Below are 18,404 nucleotides of genomic sequence, written 5' to 3'. Positions count from 1 at the left end.
CTGATAAATGTCATACGATCGAATTTGATACTTTTGTTTTGCCATCAAACTAATGCGATTATCTTTGTGCTCTGATTTTTCAGGAGCTGTTTCCGGCTATCCACTAAATTTTTTGTTCTGAACGCCAGAACAAAAAGATGCCGTTGCTATCCGGGCTAGGCACTAGACTATAAGATTGTAAGACTATAAGATTTTAAGATTCGATCTTACAGTTTTACAATCTTACGGTCTTAAAATCTTACAATCCAATAATCTAACAATCCAAAAATGAACAAACAAGAAAAAATAAATTCCTTCGATCCATCGCAACCCGGCTTAGCCGATGAAAGTATTTTCGGATTACCATTCACAGCCGAAGAAAGTGAAATTATTATCATTCCTGTGCCATGGGAAGTGACGGTAAGCTATGGTTCAGGAGCATCTAACGGACCTGATGCCATTTTAGAAGCATCGTTTCAAGTTGATTTGCACCATCAAGATTTTCCAGAATTATGGAAATTGGGCATGTACCTCGATTTGACCGAGCAAACCCAAAACTGGGCAGACAACAGTAATAAATACAAAGGTTTGGCGCAACCGATTATTGCCGCTTTAGAAAGTGGTGAAGTCATCGAAATCCATCCGGCATTGCAATCGGATTTGGATAAAATTAATAAAGTGTGCCGCGAACTCAAAGATGAAGTCCGTGAACGCGTTTTATATTGGATGAAAAAAGGCAAAAAAGTGGCGTTACTCGGTGGCGATCATTCTACTCCGTTGGGCTACTACGAAGCTTTGGCAACGCAACATGACAACTTCGGAATCCTACATCTAGACGCCCACATGGATTTGAGAATTGCTTACGAAGGATTCACGTATTCGCACGCATCGATTATGTACAACGCATTGCAGTTGCCTCAGATTTCGAAAATTGTACAAATCGGAATCCGTGATTTTTGCAAGCAAGAAGTCGAAACAGTCATGGCGCAAAACGGCCGCGTTATAGTACATACCGATGCTGATATGAAAGCCGAAACTTTTCAAGGCGTAACTTGGGAACAACAATGCGATGCGATTATTGCCGCTTTACCTCAAAAAGTTACCATCAGTTTTGATGTTGATGGCATGTATGCTTGGTATGGACCGAATACAGGAACGCCTGTTCCAGGTGGTTTTTCGTTCGAGCAAGCCACTTATTTATTCAACAAATTAGCCGATAGTGGCAAAGAAATCATCGGTTTTGATTTTGTTGAAGTCGCTCCCGGAGAAACCGATTGGGATGGCAATGTTGGCGCAAGAATGTTATATCATATGTGTGGCGTTTTAGCCAAAAACAACAGCCTTAGTGTTGGTAATAAAATTATTTTTAAGAAATAAAACTATACATTTTGAAAACTTGAAACCCATTCTAAAAGAATGGGTTTTTTTGTGGAATGAACTTTTGGTTTTATCAAAAACCTATTGTGAAATTTAAAATATTCACTCGTATTATTTTTAACCCTATAAAAATTTAGGGCATGTGTTGAAAATAAAATAAAAATAATCCCAATTAAGCTTTTTTTAATAGGGTGAAGTATAAAATATTTATTTTTATAAAAACATTAAATGCAAAGCGACCATGAGAAAACTAATTTTAAGTGTCATTTTAATTGCCCTATTAGTATTCACTTTTTTTTCCAATTTCATTTTAAGTGATAATACTTTGCCATTGGAAACCATAAAGTTCGATACCGGCGATACCGCTTGGATGATTGTCGCTACCGCATTAGTGCTTTTGATGACTCCCGGATTGGGGTTTTTCTATGGCGGCATGGTCGGTAAAAAAAATGTGATTAGCACGATGTTGCAAAGCTTTATGGCGATGGTGATTGTTTCGCTTTTGTGGGTGGTAATTGGTTTTGGTTTGTCATTCGGACCATCGATTGGTGGTGTGATTGGAAACCCGATTTCGTATTTATTTTTCCAAAATGTGGGTGTACATTCTTCGTGGAGTCTTGCGCCAACGATTCCTTTTTTATTGTTTGCTTTGTTTCAAGCGAAGTTTGCGATTATTACACCGGCTTTGGTTACGGGAGCTTTTGCGGAACGCATCCGATTTTGGGCGTATTTGCTTTTTATGGTGCTTTTTATTTTAGTGGTTTACGCGCCATTGGCCCATTGCACTTGGCATCCTGATGGACTTCTATTCAAACTCGGAGTGCTTGATTTTGCCGGTGGAACTGTAGTACACATGAGTGCGGGTTGGGCGGCTTTAGCAGGCGCAATATTTTTAGGAAAACGAAAAGTGCAAAAGGTGGCTCCGGCTCGAATTACTTATGTTTTACTTGGCACAGGTTTGTTGTGGTTTGGTTGGTTCGGATTTAATGCAGGTTCTGCGATGGGTGCTAACGGTTTGGCAGTGCAAGCTTTAGCCACTACGACAGTAGCAGCCGCAGCCGCTTCAATGACTTGGGTGTTTTTGGATAAGATTATGGGACATAAAATTTCCGCGATGGGTGCGTGTATTGGCGCTATTGTAGGCTTGGTTGCTATTACACCTGCAGCGGGTTATGTGAGTGTTCCGCACAGTATTTTTATTGGAATTTTCAGTAGTATCGTCAGTAATTTTGTGGTGCTCAAATTCCCTAAAGGAAAGATTGATGATGCGTTAGATGTTTTTGGTTGTCATGGTGTAGGAGGCATGACCGGCATGTTGTTGACCGGCGTGTTTGCTTCCAAATCTGTGAATGCTGCCGTAACCGATCAAGGGCTGATTTTTGGGGAAACGACTTTGTTCTTTCACCAAGTGGTGGCTTTGGTTTGTGTTTCTATTTTTGCTTTTATAGCTTCGTATTTCCTTTTTTATATTGTCAATAAAATTACGCCATTGCGAGTGACTGAAGAAAAAGAGGAACTTGGACTAGACATTACCCAACATGGAGAATTTCTCTAAGGAACCTAGTGTCGCGTGAGATTTAGCTTCGCTCGGTTCGGCTGTCCCTCGGGTGATATTAACAGGAGGAAGCCCAGTGGGCTTCAGGTATTTCATATTTTAAATTATTGACACAGGGTTCTTGTAAAACCGAGTTGCGTGAGGGATAGCAGCGGTATCCTTTTGCGACGGCGTTCGGCGCAAAAGATTTAGCGAATAGCCCGACCCTTGTGGTCACGCCCAAATAAATATTGCCATTTTAAAGTTTACTTCGGATTATTATTTAATTTTGTCGCCTACCATTTACTTTATTTCTTAATGCAAGAATCTAAAAAAATTGCTGTTGTCGGTTCCGGTTTAGTGGGTTCGTTGTTGGCGATTTATCTCAAAAAAGCGGGACATACCGTGCATGTTTTTGATCGAAGTCCCGATATTAGAAACATTGAATTTTCTGGACGTTCGATTAATTTGGTGATGTCGAATCGCGGTTGGAAAGCGCTTGAAGATATTGGTCTTGATGAAGCCATTCGTAACATTGGCATTCCGGTAGACAAACGTGCCATTCACTTGGTAGACAGCGCGCTTAATTACCAATATTATGGCAAAGAAGGTGAAGCTATTTTTTCGTTGTCACGTGGAATTCTGAATCGAAAAATGATTGATCTGGCGGAAGCGGCAGGCGTCGAGTTTTTCTTCGAACACAAAATCTGGGATGTGACTTTGAGCGATGCGACTTTGCACATTGGCGATACCGAAAGAGGCGAGTGGGACGAGTTGCAATACGATTTGGTTTTTGGTTCCGACGGTGCTTTTTCAAGGGTACGACATCGTATGCAACGGCAAAGTATGTTCAATTATTCGCAGGAATTTTTGAAGATTGGCTACAAAGAACTCCACATTCCGGCGAATGCTGATGGCACGCACAAACTCGATAAAAACTCTTTACACATTTGGCCACGCGGCGAATATATGTTGATGGCTTTGGCGAATACGGATGGCAGTTTTACCTGTACATTGTTTATGCCGCACGAAGGCGAAAACTCTTTCGAAAGCCTCAAAGACAAAGAAACTTTAGAAGCTTATTTCGCGGAACATTTTCCTGATACAGCCGATGTGATTCCCGATTTGGTGGAAGATTTCTTTAAAAATCCAACGAGTTATTTGGTAACCATGAAGTGTTTTCCGTGGACCTACGAAGACAAAGTAGCCTTGATTGGCGATGCCTGCCACGCCATTGTGCCGTTCTACGGACAAGGTATGAATGCGGGTTTTGAAGACATCACGATACTGCACGAAATGATGCAAAAGCATGGAAACGATTGGGAAACCATTTTCAAAGCCTATGAAACTTCGCGCAAACCCAACGCCGATGCGATTGCCGAATTGTCCTACCGCAATTTTATGGAAATGAGTTCGAAAACCGCCGACGCCAAATTCCTCTTGCAAAAGAAAATCGAGAAATGGTTTTCCGAAAAACATCCCGACAAATGGTTGCCGTTATACAGCCGCGTAACTTTTAGCCTGCGCCCGTATGCCGAAGCTTTGGCACTCGGAAATCAGCAAAATGCGATTATGGAAGAAGTCATGAAAATCAAAAACATAGACACGCTTTGGAATTCTGAAGTCGTGGAAAATAAAATTATTGATTTGTTGGGGTAGTTAACCGCAAATCGCACAAAGGTTTTACTTCGTCAGTTCGGCTTTTGCCTCGGGTCGCAAAGTTCACTAAGTTTTTAATGTTTTTCAGGAGCTATTCCGGCTATTCACTATATCTTTTGCGCCGAAAGCCGGCACAAAAGGATGCCGTTGCTATCCGGGCTAGGGCAATATTCTAACTTTGCGGCTTTGCGTCTTCGCGAGCAATTTCTTTAGTGTTTATTCCTCTCGGTGCACTTTATTAAAATCAAAAGCGGGTTTGCAAATCGCAATATATTCACAAGGTTCGTCAAACGGATTCGAATATTGCACGCGTGTGTTCTTCTCAATTTTTATCGATTGGCCAGCTTCTAAAATCACAGTTTCACCTTCAATAATGAATTGCTTTTTACCTGAAATGATATAAGTATATTCTTCAAATTCGGGCGTTTGAAAAGGCTCAGCCCAATGTGGTGGCGCAATCATGTGCGCGATAGAAATTTCGGGATTGTTCGTGGTTGCAATGCCGTGGTGTTCTTCTATGAGTTTGCCGTCAGTGGTTGGCACTATGAATGGTGTTTTTTGGATGAAGTATTTCATTTTGGAGGTGCTAAGGTTCTGAGACGCTAAGGTACTAAGTTAGTATTTTGGTGGCTTGAAAAACCTTTTAAAAATAGAAATTTTTTGAAATACTTTTAATTCCAAAATTCGGTTTTTACCTTAGAACCTTAGAACCTTAGAACCTTAGAACCTTAGAACCTTAGAACCTTAGAACCATAGAAAAACCTACTCCTTAACCACTTTCTCCACCGTCAAACCTTTTACAGTATAGATTTTCACGAAGTAAACACCACTTGTTTTTCGACTTAAATCGAAATCAATTTGCGCTTCGTTTGCTGTTATGGTTTCTATAATTCTACCTTGCACATCGAACAATTGCAGTGCAGTGATGTTGTCTTTTGAAGTAATGTGAATGATATTTTTTGTTGGATTTGGAGTGACATTCACGGAAGTGTTTTCAAAAGTATTGACACCCAAAAGCGCTACTGTCGATGTGGCTGTATTGGTCTCCATCGGGAAATTATAATCGAAATAGATATCGGCTTTGTTGGCTACCGAATCGCCATTTTCGAGATTGTTTTTGGTTTTGATTTTAAATGCGATGTAGCCGTGACTTGCAGGTTCGTCATCACTTTCCGCAGGAAGATTGATATGCTCAAACTGAAACTCGATTTTATTATCAATAATCTTCGTCACTTGTGGGTGCGATGCACTCGTTAATTGCAATGAACTCATATCAAATTTGTCTGTGTCAATCATATCTTTCACGACAATATGATCAGCGGTAACAGTTCCTGTATTTTGGAAACGAATCATATAATGCAAATAATCACCAACCATTTCAGTCGTGATTGTACTTCCTTCGAGGCAAGTTTTGTCATTCGGATTCAATGCATCTACAACAGTTTGTGGTAAAGCAAAAGTATTGTCAACTATGGTTTCATCATCGGAAATCGGGTTGATGGTGGCGTTAAAATGTAAAACATCTCCAGTATTTTGAGTAGCATTGACATTCAAAGTGAAATCGATTTTACTGCTTTCAAAGGGTGATAGATTACCGTAACTCCAATTCAATTCATTCAACGATTGGTTGTTAATATTAGGTTCGGCCGATACAAAATCTAAAACGGCATCATCAAAAGTCAGATGGATGTTTCCCGAAATTGTTTGATTGCCTTTGTTTTTATAGATCAAACGATAATGCGCTTCAAAGCCCGGTTTTGCATTGTCTAATGGAAGTATTGTAATGGCTACATCGTTATGAACACCATTCGGAATGACACAAAAATTTTGAGTTTGCGTATTGTTGTTATGATTGGTAAAACTTAAAGTAGCACTCGTAGGTGAAATCGTAAAATACGGGTTTTCTAATTTTGGTGTGATTAAGAAATCGCCGATTTGAGTATGAAAATTATAGTTTCCGCTGGTATTAGTATGAGTGACGCTGTTTTGATTGGGATTACTGATTTCCAATTGGCCATTTGAAAACTTAGTGTCATTTTCGTCGCAACCATTATTGTCATTATCCAAAGTGAATGTTCCTGTAATCGTGTTGTAATTTCCACCCGGAACAAAAGAGCAGTAGGTGTTGATTTGAATATTCGAGATGTCATCGAGTTGTAAAAGGGCATCTTGATTGGAAATATCGATGTCATCGAGACACATGTAGGACAAATTAGAACAATGCAAATCATTTCTGGTCCAAATCAAATCTTCTTTTCCGTTTTTTATATTGATATTGGTCAAATTAGGATTGTCATCGATATAATAAATAATGTTCGGCGCTACGAATTCTGTTAAACCGCTGAAATCTAGTGCGGTGAATAAATTTTTACTCGCATCCACATGTTGTAGTTTGTGTAAATGGGTCAAATCAATCGCGGTTAATTGATTGTTTGAACAGTTTAAACTCGATAGGTTGATGTTGTTCGAAACATCCAACGCGGTCAATTGATTCGAATAACAAGTTAATGTGGTAAGCAGCGTTAAATTAGAAAAATCAAGTGCAGTGAAGTTATTGTCGCCACAAATTACTTCTTCTAATAGGATATTATTATTAAAGTTAATGGTACTGATACTGCTATCACTTAATTCGAAATACCTCAAACTGGTGAGTTCATCAATATTCAAACTGGTTAAATCATCGCAATCCGTACATTTAAAGTATTCAAGATTGACCAATCCATCTAAAGTCAGCGTATGCAAGTCGGCGTTTTGGGCTGAAAAACTTTTTAAATTTGTTGAATGCGATAAGTCTAAAGTATGAATGTGAGTATTAAAAAGCGACATTGTTTTAAGGCTGGTCAAATCATCAAAATGCAAAAAGTTGATATGCCCGCCATAGCCAACACTTAAATTTTCTAAGCTTGTTAAACCGGAAAAATCGGCTGCTGTGAATGTACATTTGGTAAAATTCAATGATTTTAAAAAAGCCAATCCTGTTAAATCGATGGTTGATGCTATCGAAGTATAGGAACCAAAATTCAAAGTTTGAAGATTAGCAAACGATTGTATGCCTATAATATTATCAAAATTACAATAAGAAAAACTGAGGTTGGTTACGTTAAGTGCTTCGCTGACTTGAATTTCGCCATCTTCGTCAAGGTCAATAGTTTCGGGATAATTCAGCAACTTGTTTTTAAATGCGGCGTCGGGTATGTCGACAATCTGAGCATTGCATACCAAAGGGAAAAAAGCAATAAGTAAAAAAACGTAAAAGTTTTTCATATTCGCTAAATTTCGACAAAGATAGGGCTAAGATTTCTAGCAACCGTAAAATTGAGATTAAATTTCGACAAGGTTTTTAACAATTTCGAGCGGTATTCTATTGAGTTACAAAGGCATTAAGGTTCTGAGCTGCTGAATCAGTATCTTAGTCAGTTAGCACAGTATTTCCGGCGCTGATTAAAGCAGCTTTGTCTATCAAACCTTGCCCGGTTGGCGGTGCGGGCGGACTTTGAAGTCTTAAATCAATGGATTTGCCACTACTTGGTGCCAGTGTCAGAAATCTGTTTAAAAGATAATTGATTTCTGAACTTGGAAGTTTGTTGGTTCTTATATAAATACGCGGCGTAGAAGATACTTCATAAACCGCCAACTGTGGAAGCTGTATTGAAGTTAAATTTGCATTTCCGGTGATTTCAAAGTTGTCCATGACTTTAACCAACGCAGGAAAATCAATACTCGTCATTATAGGATTATTCGAGATGTTTAATCTGGCTTCGGTAAGATTAGGCATTGACAGCGAGGTTAAATTTGTATTCGCTATATCGAAGGTAATCACCGTGGTTAATGCCCCGATGGAAAGTGTAGATAAATTCGGGCAGGTTTCTATTTCTATTCCGTCCAAAGTAACCAGTGCAGGCAAAGAAACGGATGTCAGTGCCGGATTGAGACTCGAGTAAATAGTGCCATGACATGCTGAAAGATTTGGGATGTCAATGCTGGTTAAATTATCATTATCAGAAATCGATATCCCGGCAAATATTTCTGTAATTCCGGGTAAACTGACCGAAGTCATTCCTGGATTCCCACTAATAACAATTCTGTTGTCTATATTAGTCAGGTTATTTAAGTTGATATTATTGAGCGCCTGATTCCATGTTACGTAGAGATCAGTCACACTTGTCACCGAACTTAAATCGACTGTGGTCAGTACAGTTGTATTTTGAATATATATATTTTCCGTATTCGGTCCGAGTTCTTTGGCTAATTTGATGGCCGCCTCGGCATCGGTAATGCCACCCCTGAGATAGATGTTTGTCTTTCCGGGTTGTTTGGTGTTCTCTGCATACAACGCATATGGCACGCTCAAAAGCTGGCTCGTTCCGCTGATCGTATAACTCGTTCCGCCGGTTGGATCGGTTTGGGTTTTGACAAAATATGACCCGGTCGACCAGTCGATTCCTGCAAAAGTATTGGTAACTGGGCTGCCTCCGCCAATTTCGATCGTTACGAGCCCGTTGGTATTGGTGGTCGCGCTGTGCGTCTCGGAATACGAAACGGTGCCGCTAATCGACCCTTGTAGAATGCTGACTTTCATGCCGATGAGCTGATTGACTACTAAATTGCCAGTATTGTCACGAATAATCGCCTGGTAACTCATTTTCTGCGGTGCCTGCGCAATCACATTTGAAAAGATTAGAAGCATTGAAATAAAGAATAGTTTATTTAAATTTTTCATCGCGCTATTTTTTTATGATTTTGAAATTTTTGATTGATTGGTTGTTGTTCTTTACTGCGAGAAAGTAAATTCCTGATGTAAAGCTTTCAAATGTTATGGATGTGTCAACATTCGTAATGGTATCTTTTTGGATGCTTCTTCCATTGACATCGGTGATTTCGTATGACAAGCCTTTAAAATTTTGAACCGAAAGAACGAGTACGGATTCTGTGGGATTTGGGTACACTTTCATACCCAAATTGATTGTCGAAAAACTATCGTTACCCAACGGAATAATCTCAAAAGGCTGCTGTAAACCTTGGCTTATGGAGTAATTGGCGTTAGCCTGATATTGAAATGGAACCTGACCCATAGAATAGGTCGCCGATCCGTTGGAACCCAGAGCACTTCCGCCGGACGCTACAATATTGTTTTGCGCGTAGGATTTGGAAATACAAGCTGCTAATGAAAGTATTAATGTGAAGTAAATTTTTTTCATGGCATTCGGATTTAGATTATAAAGATAGGTCGACTTTAAATCAAACCCAGCATGAAATTTAGAATTAGGCAGGTTTGGATTAGAATTCGATTATTTCTTAGAAATAAAATACACAGCAGTAACCAAAATTCCACGGCTTGGTTCCAACCGAAAAAATTTATTTAAAATGGATGGCTTTAGGATTCGTTATTCTTTAACTACCTTTTCAGTTTTCATGCCTTTCACCGTGTAAATTTTCACAAAATAAACACCGCTGGTTTTCTGATTCAAATCGAAATCAACTTGTTCTGCGTTTGCCGTTACAGTCTCCAAAAGGCGCCCTTGCACATCGAACAACTGAATCGAAGTAATATTGCCTTTCGAAGTAATGTGAACGATATTCTTTGTAGGATTCGGAGTAACATTCACGGAAGTGTTTTCAAAAGTATTGACACCCAAAAGCGCTACTGTTGAAGTTGCGGTATTGGTTTCAATCGGGAAATTATAATCGAAATAAATATCAGCTTTGTTCGAAACCGAATTACCTAAAACGAGATTGTTTTTGGTTTTAATTTTAAAAGCCACATAGCCATGACTTCCCGGTTCATCATCGATTCCCGCAGGAAGATTGATATTCTCAAACTGAAACTCGACTTTGTTGCCTGTGATTTTGGTCACTTGCGGATGCGAGCTACTGGTTAATTGCAACGAAGCGATATCGAATTTGGTTGTGTCGATAATATCTTTCACAACAATATTCTCAGCGGCAGCCGTTCCTGAATTTTGAAAACGAATCATATAATGTAAATAACCACCGACCATTTCGGGCGTCATTGTATTGCCTTCAAGACAGGTTTTGTCGTTCGGATCATAGGAACCTACGACAGTTTGTGCCAAAGCAAAAGTATTGTCAACAATGGTTTCATCTCCGGCAATCGGATTGATGGTTGCATTAAAATTTAAAACATCTCCAATATTAACCGCAGGCGTTTCCATGGGTGAATTGACATTCAAAGTAAAATCAATCGATTTGCTTTCAAATGGGATTAAGTTATTGTAATTCCAATTCAAAGTATTCAGCGTTTGATTCGAAAGTGCCGGATCTGCAGAAACAAAATCTAAAACAGCATCATCAAATGCCAGATTGATACTTCCCGATAAGGTTTGATTTCCTTTGTTTTTATAGATTAATTTATAGTGTGCATTAAATCCGGGTCTTGCACGATTAATAGGAATCAGTACAATTTCTATATCATTATGAACACCATTCGGGATGACACAAAAATCTTGGGTTTGGACACTATTGTTGCTTTCCGCAAAACTGATGGTTGCCGATGCGGGCGAAACCGTAAAATAAGGATGTTCGAATTCCGGTGTAATCACAAAATCACCGGCATGCGTATAAAAATTATAGTTTCCGGTAGTGTTCGTATAGGTTGCGTTGAGTACGGAAGGTATATTGATTACGATTTTACTGTCTGAAAAATGGAAGTCATTGGCATCGCAGCCATTATTATCAATATCCATAGAGAATGTACCGGTAATGGTATTGTAAATTCCGCCCGGTGTAAACGAGCAATACGGATTGATTTGGATGTTGTTCAATAAAGTTTGATCATCTATATATTGGAAAATACCACCATAAGGATTCGAGATGTTTTCAGGATAAGCATTGATGCAGATATAATTTAGGTTCGGACAATTTTCCATGTCATATACATTGTAGTAAGTCCCGCTGTTTTTTATATTAACATACGTCAGGTTAGGATTACCGCCAAAACGTATCGAGGACCTGTTGCAACTGATTGGGCTAAAATCTAAAGTCGTAAATAAATTATTCGAACAATCATAAGAACTGTGAGCAACGCTTCCATGATTAGAATAGAAATAGACCATAGTTGGCAGCTCGAGTGTGCTCAATTGATTGCCTGAACAATTAAGGTCTTCCAATTTGTGAAGATGCGATATACTTAAAGAAGTGAAATCATTATTGGCGCAGTTCAAATAGTCTAGCACGATCATATTAGACAAATCGATACTACTGATTAGATTATCGTTGAAAATTAAATAGTAAAGACTGGTCAGGTTTGTAGTATTGAGTGTTGATATCATATTACTGCTGCAATCCAGTAATGCTAAATGGATCAAATTGGCTACATCAAGGTTCGAAAGCTGATTGTGCCCGCAATTCAAATGTGTTAATTGGGTTAAATTGCTCACATCGAGATTTGTGAGTAAATTATTACTGCAATTTAAAGTAGTCAGGTTCGTATCGGCAGCAATATTCAACGCAGTAATCTGATTGTTTTGACAAGATAAAGTACCCAGGTTCGTACTGGCAGCAATATTCAAAGAAGTAATCTGATTGTTTTCACAAGATAAATATATCAGGTTGGGCTTATTGGCAAGGTTTAGTGCTGTTAAATTGTTATCAGTGCAATAAATGTTTTCTAGATTACTCGCATTGCTGATATCCAATACATCGATATTGCCGCCAGAGCAATACAAGGTTTTCAAAAATGGCTTGTTACCTAACGTCAAAACGTTGAGATTTGTTGAAAATGGACAACTCAAATCTTCCAATGCGTTCAATTGGGTTACATCTACTGAAAGCAACGAATCGCCTGTAAATCTTACGGTTTTGAGCAGCGGCAAAGCAGGAAAATTCATCGATGTGCCGTTGAATTTGTTGCACTCAAAATTTTCTAAATTAATATTTTGCGACAAATCTAAAGTAGTAAACAAATTATAACCACATTTCAAATCAATAAGGTTTGTTTGATTACTCACGTTAAGTGATGACAATTGGTTGAATGCACAATCGAGGGTTTTCAAACTGGTTAATCCGGTCAGGTTGAGTGACGTTAAATCATTACCTCTGCAAAGGAATGTCTCTAAACTAGGCAGCCCGGATAAATTAAGCGAAACAAACCTACCGTTGGAACAAATAAAACTCTTAAGATGAACCAGGCCGGAAAGGCTCAGGCTAGTGATGTTGGCACTGGAAATGTCTAAAACTTCGAGAAGGCTCAGACTATTTACAGCAGAATAATCTACCATTACATTAGATTTGAACAATTTCAAATTACTAAATTCCTGAATTCCATCGATATCAACAATACCAAAAGTGGCATTAAAATAATTAATATATAAACTCGTAACGGCTGTCGCTTCGGTTACTTGAATTTCTCCATCGTGATTAACATCAACATACGCATCGGGATAGTCATCATTATCGGTATCAACCGTTGCGTTATTGACTAAATAAATTTTCATACTCGAATCTGCGAAATTCACATTTTGTGCATTAGAAGTCAATGAGCAGAAAACAAGCAGTGCAATGGCGTAAAGATTTTTCATATTTGTCGTTATTTTTTCTAAAGATATTCTTAAGATAAATAATAGCAACGCATTAGCTTCAAAACTCGATGAGGTTTATAAAAATACCGATGAAAAGGGCTAGAGTCGCTGAGTCAGTATCGGTAAGTTGAAAAATCATTTAAAAACAAAAGGTTTTCAAAATACTTTTAATTCCAACAATCGGTTTTACCTTAAGAACTAAGAACTAAGAACTAAGAACTAAGAACTAAGAACTAAGAACTAAGAACTAAGAACTAAGAACTAAGAACTAAGAACTGAGAACTGAGAACTGAGAACTTACTCCTTAATAATTTTCTCCACCTTCACACCTCTCACCGTGTAAATTTTCACAAAGTAAACACCGCTGGTTTTCTGATTCAAATCGAAATCAACTTGTTCTTCGTTTGCCGTTACAGTTTCTAAAAGGCGTCCTTGAACATCGAACAATTGCACTGAAGTGATGTTGCCTTTCGAAGTAATGTGAACGATATTCTTTGTCGGATTTGGAGTCACAGTCACCGAAGTGTTTTCAAAAGTATTGACACCCAAAAGCGCTACTGTTGAAGTTGCTGTATTGGTTTCAATCGGGAAATTATAATCGAAATAAATATCAGCTTTATTCGAAACTGAATTGCCGATTACGAGATTGTTTTTGGTTTTAATTTTAAACGCCACATAACCATGACTTGCTGGCTCGTTATCAATTTCCGCCGGAAGATTGATATTCTCAAATTGAAACTCCACTTTGTTTCCTGTAATCTTCGTCACTTGCGGATGCGAAGTGCTTGTGAGTTGCAACGAAGCAATGTCAAATTTCGTCGTATCGATAACGTCTTTCACGACAATGTTTTCAGCAGCAGCGGTTCCGGAATTTTGAAAGCGAATCAGATAATGCAAATAGCCACCAACCATTTCTGGAGTAATAGTATTGCCTTCGAGACAGGTTTTGTCGTTGGGATCGAATGAACCTGTAATGGTTTGATCGAGTTCGAAAACAGTATCATTAGGCGTTTCGTCTTGGCCGTTGGTTGAAATGGTGGCAACATAATGTAAGATGTCGCCGATATTCACAGCGGGTGTTTCTTGGGGTGAATTCAAATTCAAAACAATCGTTATTTCTCTGCTTTCGAAAGGATACAACGCGGTATAATTCCAACTCAAATGATTCAATGACTGGCTGTTGGTATTCGGATTGGCTGATACAAAATCTAAAATCGCATCATTAAAATTCAAATCGATGTTTCCCGATAAAATTTGATTGCCTTTGTTTTTATATATGATTTTATAAATAGCATCAAAACCTGGTCTGGCATTGCCTATTGGCATTAAAGCAATTTCAACATCATAATGAATGCCCAATGGCGTGATGCAGAAATTCTGAGTTTGCGTGGTACTATTCACACTCGCAAAATTGATGGTTGCTGAAGCCGGAGAAACTGTAAAATACGGGTTTTCTAAAATAGGTGTCAAAACATAATTACCGGCTTGGGTGAAGAAACTATAATTTCCGTTAACATCTGTAAAGGTACTGCCGGTTATGGTTGTTGTGTCATTAATAGCAATTTTGGTATTCGGAAAATGCGAATCCAATGCATCACAACCGTTGTTATTGGCATCGAACGTTTGCGCTCCCGCAATGGTGTTGTAGATTCCGCCTGGTGTGTATGTGCAGTAGGAATTGACCTGAACATTGGTCATCTCACTGTTGGCTAAAATTTCTTGCACGCGAGGAATGTTTTCTTCATCGGCACAAATCAATCTTAGATTGGGACAGAATTCGCCATTGAAACCAATGAGATACGGGTTAAGAGGCCCATATTTCATATTGACATAGGTAAGGTTCGGATTAAAACTAAACTTAAATTGGTTGGGTTGAAAATTTTGAGTGGCATTGAGATTATTAATATAACTAAGATCCAATGATGGTATTAAATTATTGGAACAATCAAGATTTACAAGATAAGCTTGATGCGTTAAATCCAAAGCAGTCAATTGATTAAACTGACATTCCAAGTACACCAAATGCGTAAGATTGGTTAAATCTAAAACCGATATATTGTTCTGATTACAATAAAGATATGCTAAGTCTACCAAAGTAGAAACATCTAAAGTGTTTAATGGGTTTTGGTAGCACGCTAAGGTTTGTAAATGGATTAATGGCGTAACGTTTAAAGCGGTAAGCTGATTTAAAGGACATCCTAATCGTGTTAAATTAGTAAGCGCAGCAACATCCAAGCTGGTTAATAAATTTTCACCACATTCCAACGTGGTTAAATTTAGCAAATGATTTACGTTTAAATTAGTTATACTGTTGGCATTGCATCTGAGCTCGGTTAGATTGGTTAGTCCTGTTAAATCAAGCGCAGAAAGCCCAGTAGTATCAATATAATTATTATTATAGGAACAATCTAAAAACTGAAGTTGGAGCATTCCAGTTACATTTAAAGCGGTCAATCTACAAGAACTACAATTCAATCTAGTAATGGCATTGGTACCCGTGGTAATTAAGGATGTCAAATTACGGCATGATTGACTGTCTACAGTTTTTAGATTGGATAAGCCCGTAAGATTTAGCGAAGTTAAGTTGCAATAAGAAACAGTTAAATCTTCCAGAACCGATAATCCGGATACATCAATCGAAGTCAGCGCAAAAGAATTATAGCAATTTAAAATTTTAAGCTGAGGCACTCCAGTAATTGTAAACGTAGTTAATTGGGTGCAATACGCTGTACTGACACTTTCAAGATTAGGCAACCCTGAAAGCGTTATGGTATTCAGAAAGTCATTTTCGCCGAGGCTCAACAGCGTAAGATTTGATAATCCGGAAACGTTAAGCGTGGTAAAGTTACTGCGACCAATAGATAAACTTTGAAGATTGGTTAACGAAGAGACATCTAAAGTCGCAAGTGGTGTCATATAGAACGACAAGGTTTGTAATGCTGTTAAGTTGCTTATATCTATAGTGGTTAATTCATTCTGATCAGTGCATTGCAGATTGGTTAAATTACTGAAGGCATTTAATCCTGTAACATCTTGAATGTGTAATGTAGGATTGGAAATAGATAACGAGGTTACCGTTAAAGCTTCACTAACTTGAATCTCGTTATCGGAATTGGTATCGATACCATAGTATAGTAAAAGAGATTTAAAATCAGCATCCGGAATATTTACGATTTGCGATTGAGCAATAAAAGTTACTAAGGAAAATACTAAAATGAAGTAAATCTTTTTCATAGTGGTATATTTAGATTTTAAAGATAGCCAATTCAAAACGAGAAATGGTGACCTTCAAATTAAATTTAAGCCACCATTTAGAATTCGATGTGTTTGAATTAGAATTCGCTTGGTTTCTTAAAACGAAAATCTAAAACTACTTCCTTAATATTTTTGACAAAATACTAAACGCACCACGAATAAAACTCGCACTCGTCACGACTTTCAATACCGATTTTCCTACAACACTTGCGGTACTTGGTTCTTGGCTTTCGGCTTTTTCTTCGGCCGTTTCTTCGGTTGATTGGGCTTGCTCGTAGGCAGCGTCGATTTTTTTGGTGAGCATTTCGTAGGCGCTTTCGCGGTCGATGGTTTCGTTGTATTTGCGCACCAATTTCGATTTTGCGTTGATGGCATCGATTTCAGTATTGGTCAAAATATCCATTCGGCTTTGTGGCGCGCGAAGCATGGTCGCGGCTAATGGTGTTGGAATTCCTTTTTCATTCAAAGCGGTAACCAGTGCTTCTCCAATACCGAGTTCTGTGATGAGTTCATCGGTTTTATAAAAATCGGAAGTTGGATAATTATCAGCGGTCAACTTGATGGCTTTTCTATCATTGGCTGTAAAAGCACGCAACGCATGTTGAATCTTCAAACCCAATTGCGCCAACACACCACTAGGAACATCCATAGGATTTTGGGTGATGAAATAAACACCAATACCTTTCGAGCGAATCAGCTTCACGATGGTTTCGATTTGGTCTAATAAAGTTTTGCTTGCTTCATTGAAAATGAGATGGGCTTCATCAATAAACAATACGAGTTCGGGCTGGTCTGCATCGCCTTTTTCGGGCATTTGTTGGTAGATTTCCGCTAGTAAACTCAGCATAAAAGTCGAGAATAATTTGGGTTTGTCTTGAATGTCGGTCAATCGGATGATGTTTATGTAACCTTTTCCGTTTTCATCGAAACGCATTAAATCATTGATGTCGAAAGACAATTCTCCAAAGAACAAATCAGCGCCTTGTTGCTCGAGTTCAATAATTTTTCTTAAGATGGTTCCGGTTGTTGAAGTGGCTATTTTACCGTAGTTGGTTTCGATTTCTTCTTTGCCTTCTTCGGTGATATAATTGATGACTTTTTTGATATCTTTCAAGTCGAGCAAAGGCATTTTATTGTCATCGCAATATTTAAAAATGACTGAAATTATTCCGGCTTGCGTGTCATTCAAATCTAAAATTCTGGAAAATAAAACCGGCCCGAATTCAGAAACTGTCGCGCGAAGTCGAATGCCATTTTGTTGTGACAATGTCATGAGTTCTACGGGAAAATTACTGACTTGATAGGGGATGTTAATCTTAGCATGTCGCTCGGTAATAAAGGATTTCTCTTCACCAACCGCTGCGATTCCGCTGAAATCACCTTTAATATCCATCATCAAAACCGGAATCCCGAACGCGGATAATTGTTCGGATAACACTTGAATAGTTTTGGTTTTTCCGGTTCCTGTAGCACCGGCAATCAACCCATGACGGTTTAAGGTTTTGAGTGGGATTTTGACTTGTGCTTCAGCAACAACTTCGCCGTCTAATAACGCTGCACCGAGAAGAATACTATCGCCTTTTGAAGTATATCCGTCGGTAATTAATTGTATAAAATCTGCTTTTTTGGCCATGGTCAAGATTGTTTTTGAGAAATCCGTAAATATAAGTGCAAGATATATTTTTTGATTTTATTCTTTAGGGTGAATTGAAAAGTATTTTTTATTTCAACGACCGTAAAAAGGCGACTGATAATTGAATCAATACTATATTGTATAATTATTACGTTATCATTCAAATGGTTGATGAAATGATTGAAAAACACTTGTTTTCGTTTGCTTTTTTAAAATAAGAAGAATACCAAAAACAGTAGGTTTTTTTAGAGTTTTAAATTAATGACAATTAAATTAAAAAAAGTTTTTTTATTACAACTAAAAAATTAAATTTGCTCCTATTCAAGTTTATTTACAACTAAAACTAATAAATTATTTAAAAAATTTAAAAATTAAAAAAATGGCAAACGTTAAAAAAGAAGGTGGTTCAAATTTAGGAGGAATGTTCTCT

The 18,404-nt window shown here is 38.1% G+C and carries 10 protein-coding genes; 3 read left to right on the top strand and 7 right to left on the bottom strand.

Features of this window, described 5'->3' with window-relative positions:
• Positions 1 to 267 precede the first annotated feature (267 nt).
• The 3 genes from RMO03_RS05225 (at position 268) to RMO03_RS05215 (ending at position 4,549) form a co-directional block, all read left to right on the top strand.
• Positions 268 to 1,356 (top strand): agmatinase family protein, encoded by a 1,089-nt coding sequence (locus tag RMO03_RS05225; protein WP_309641036.1) that lies wholly within the window; start codon positions 268 to 270, stop codon positions 1,354 to 1,356.
• Positions 1,357 to 1,597: 241 nt separating this feature from the next.
• Positions 1,598 to 2,911 (top strand): ammonium transporter, encoded by a 1,314-nt coding sequence (locus RMO03_RS05220; protein ID WP_309641035.1) that lies wholly within the window; start codon positions 1,598 to 1,600, stop codon positions 2,909 to 2,911.
• A gap of 297 nt (positions 2,912 to 3,208) precedes the next feature.
• Positions 3,209 to 4,549 carry an NAD(P)/FAD-dependent oxidoreductase gene (locus RMO03_RS05215; protein ID WP_309641034.1) on the top strand — a complete coding sequence of 447 codons (1,341 nt, stop codon included), beginning with the start codon at positions 3,209 to 3,211 and terminating at the stop codon, positions 4,547 to 4,549.
• Between the two features lie 216 nt (positions 4,550 to 4,765).
• Here RMO03_RS05215 and RMO03_RS05210 read toward each other — a convergent pair whose 3' ends face one another.
• The 7 genes from RMO03_RS05210 to RMO03_RS05180 form a co-directional block, all read right to left on the bottom strand.
• Positions 4,766 to 5,125, bottom strand: coding sequence for a cupin domain-containing protein (locus tag RMO03_RS05210; protein WP_309641033.1), 360 nt, complete (start codon positions 5,123 to 5,125; stop codon positions 4,766 to 4,768).
• 186 nt (positions 5,126 to 5,311) lie between these two features.
• Positions 5,312 to 7,813, bottom strand: a complete 2,502-nt coding sequence (locus RMO03_RS05205; RefSeq protein WP_309641032.1) for a T9SS type A sorting domain-containing protein — start codon at positions 7,811 to 7,813, stop codon at positions 5,312 to 5,314.
• Between the two features lie 145 nt (positions 7,814 to 7,958).
• Positions 7,959 to 9,269: a hypothetical protein gene (locus tag RMO03_RS05200; RefSeq protein ID WP_309641031.1), complete on the bottom strand. Its 1,311-nt coding sequence runs from the start codon at positions 9,267 to 9,269 to the stop codon at positions 7,959 to 7,961.
• Positions 9,270 to 9,273: 4 nt separating this feature from the next.
• Complete coding sequence (locus RMO03_RS05195; protein ID WP_309641030.1) at positions 9,274 to 9,747, bottom strand: T9SS type A sorting domain-containing protein; 474 nt, start codon at positions 9,745 to 9,747, stop codon at positions 9,274 to 9,276.
• 186 nt (positions 9,748 to 9,933) lie between these two features.
• On the bottom strand, positions 9,934 to 13,086 hold the full coding sequence (locus tag RMO03_RS05190; protein WP_309641029.1) for a T9SS type A sorting domain-containing protein: 3,153 nt from the start codon (positions 13,084 to 13,086) through the stop codon (positions 9,934 to 9,936).
• Between the two features lie 297 nt (positions 13,087 to 13,383).
• Positions 13,384 to 16,320 (bottom strand): T9SS type A sorting domain-containing protein, encoded by a 2,937-nt coding sequence (locus tag RMO03_RS05185; protein ID WP_309641028.1) that lies wholly within the window; start codon positions 16,318 to 16,320, stop codon positions 13,384 to 13,386.
• Between the two features lie 136 nt (positions 16,321 to 16,456).
• The gene (locus tag RMO03_RS05180) at positions 16,457 to 17,974 is read right to left on the bottom strand and encodes a helicase HerA-like domain-containing protein (RefSeq protein ID WP_309641027.1); all 1,518 of its coding nucleotides are present in this window, start codon (positions 17,972 to 17,974) and stop codon (positions 16,457 to 16,459) included.
• Positions 17,975 to 18,404 lie beyond the last annotated feature (430 nt).

Source organism: Flavobacterium sp. (genome assembly GCF_031411595.1).
Classification (GTDB): domain Bacteria; phylum Bacteroidota; class Bacteroidia; order Flavobacteriales; family Flavobacteriaceae; genus Flavobacterium.
Note: the sequence above shows the minus strand (reverse complement) of the source record. Positions and strands in the feature narration are given on the sequence as shown.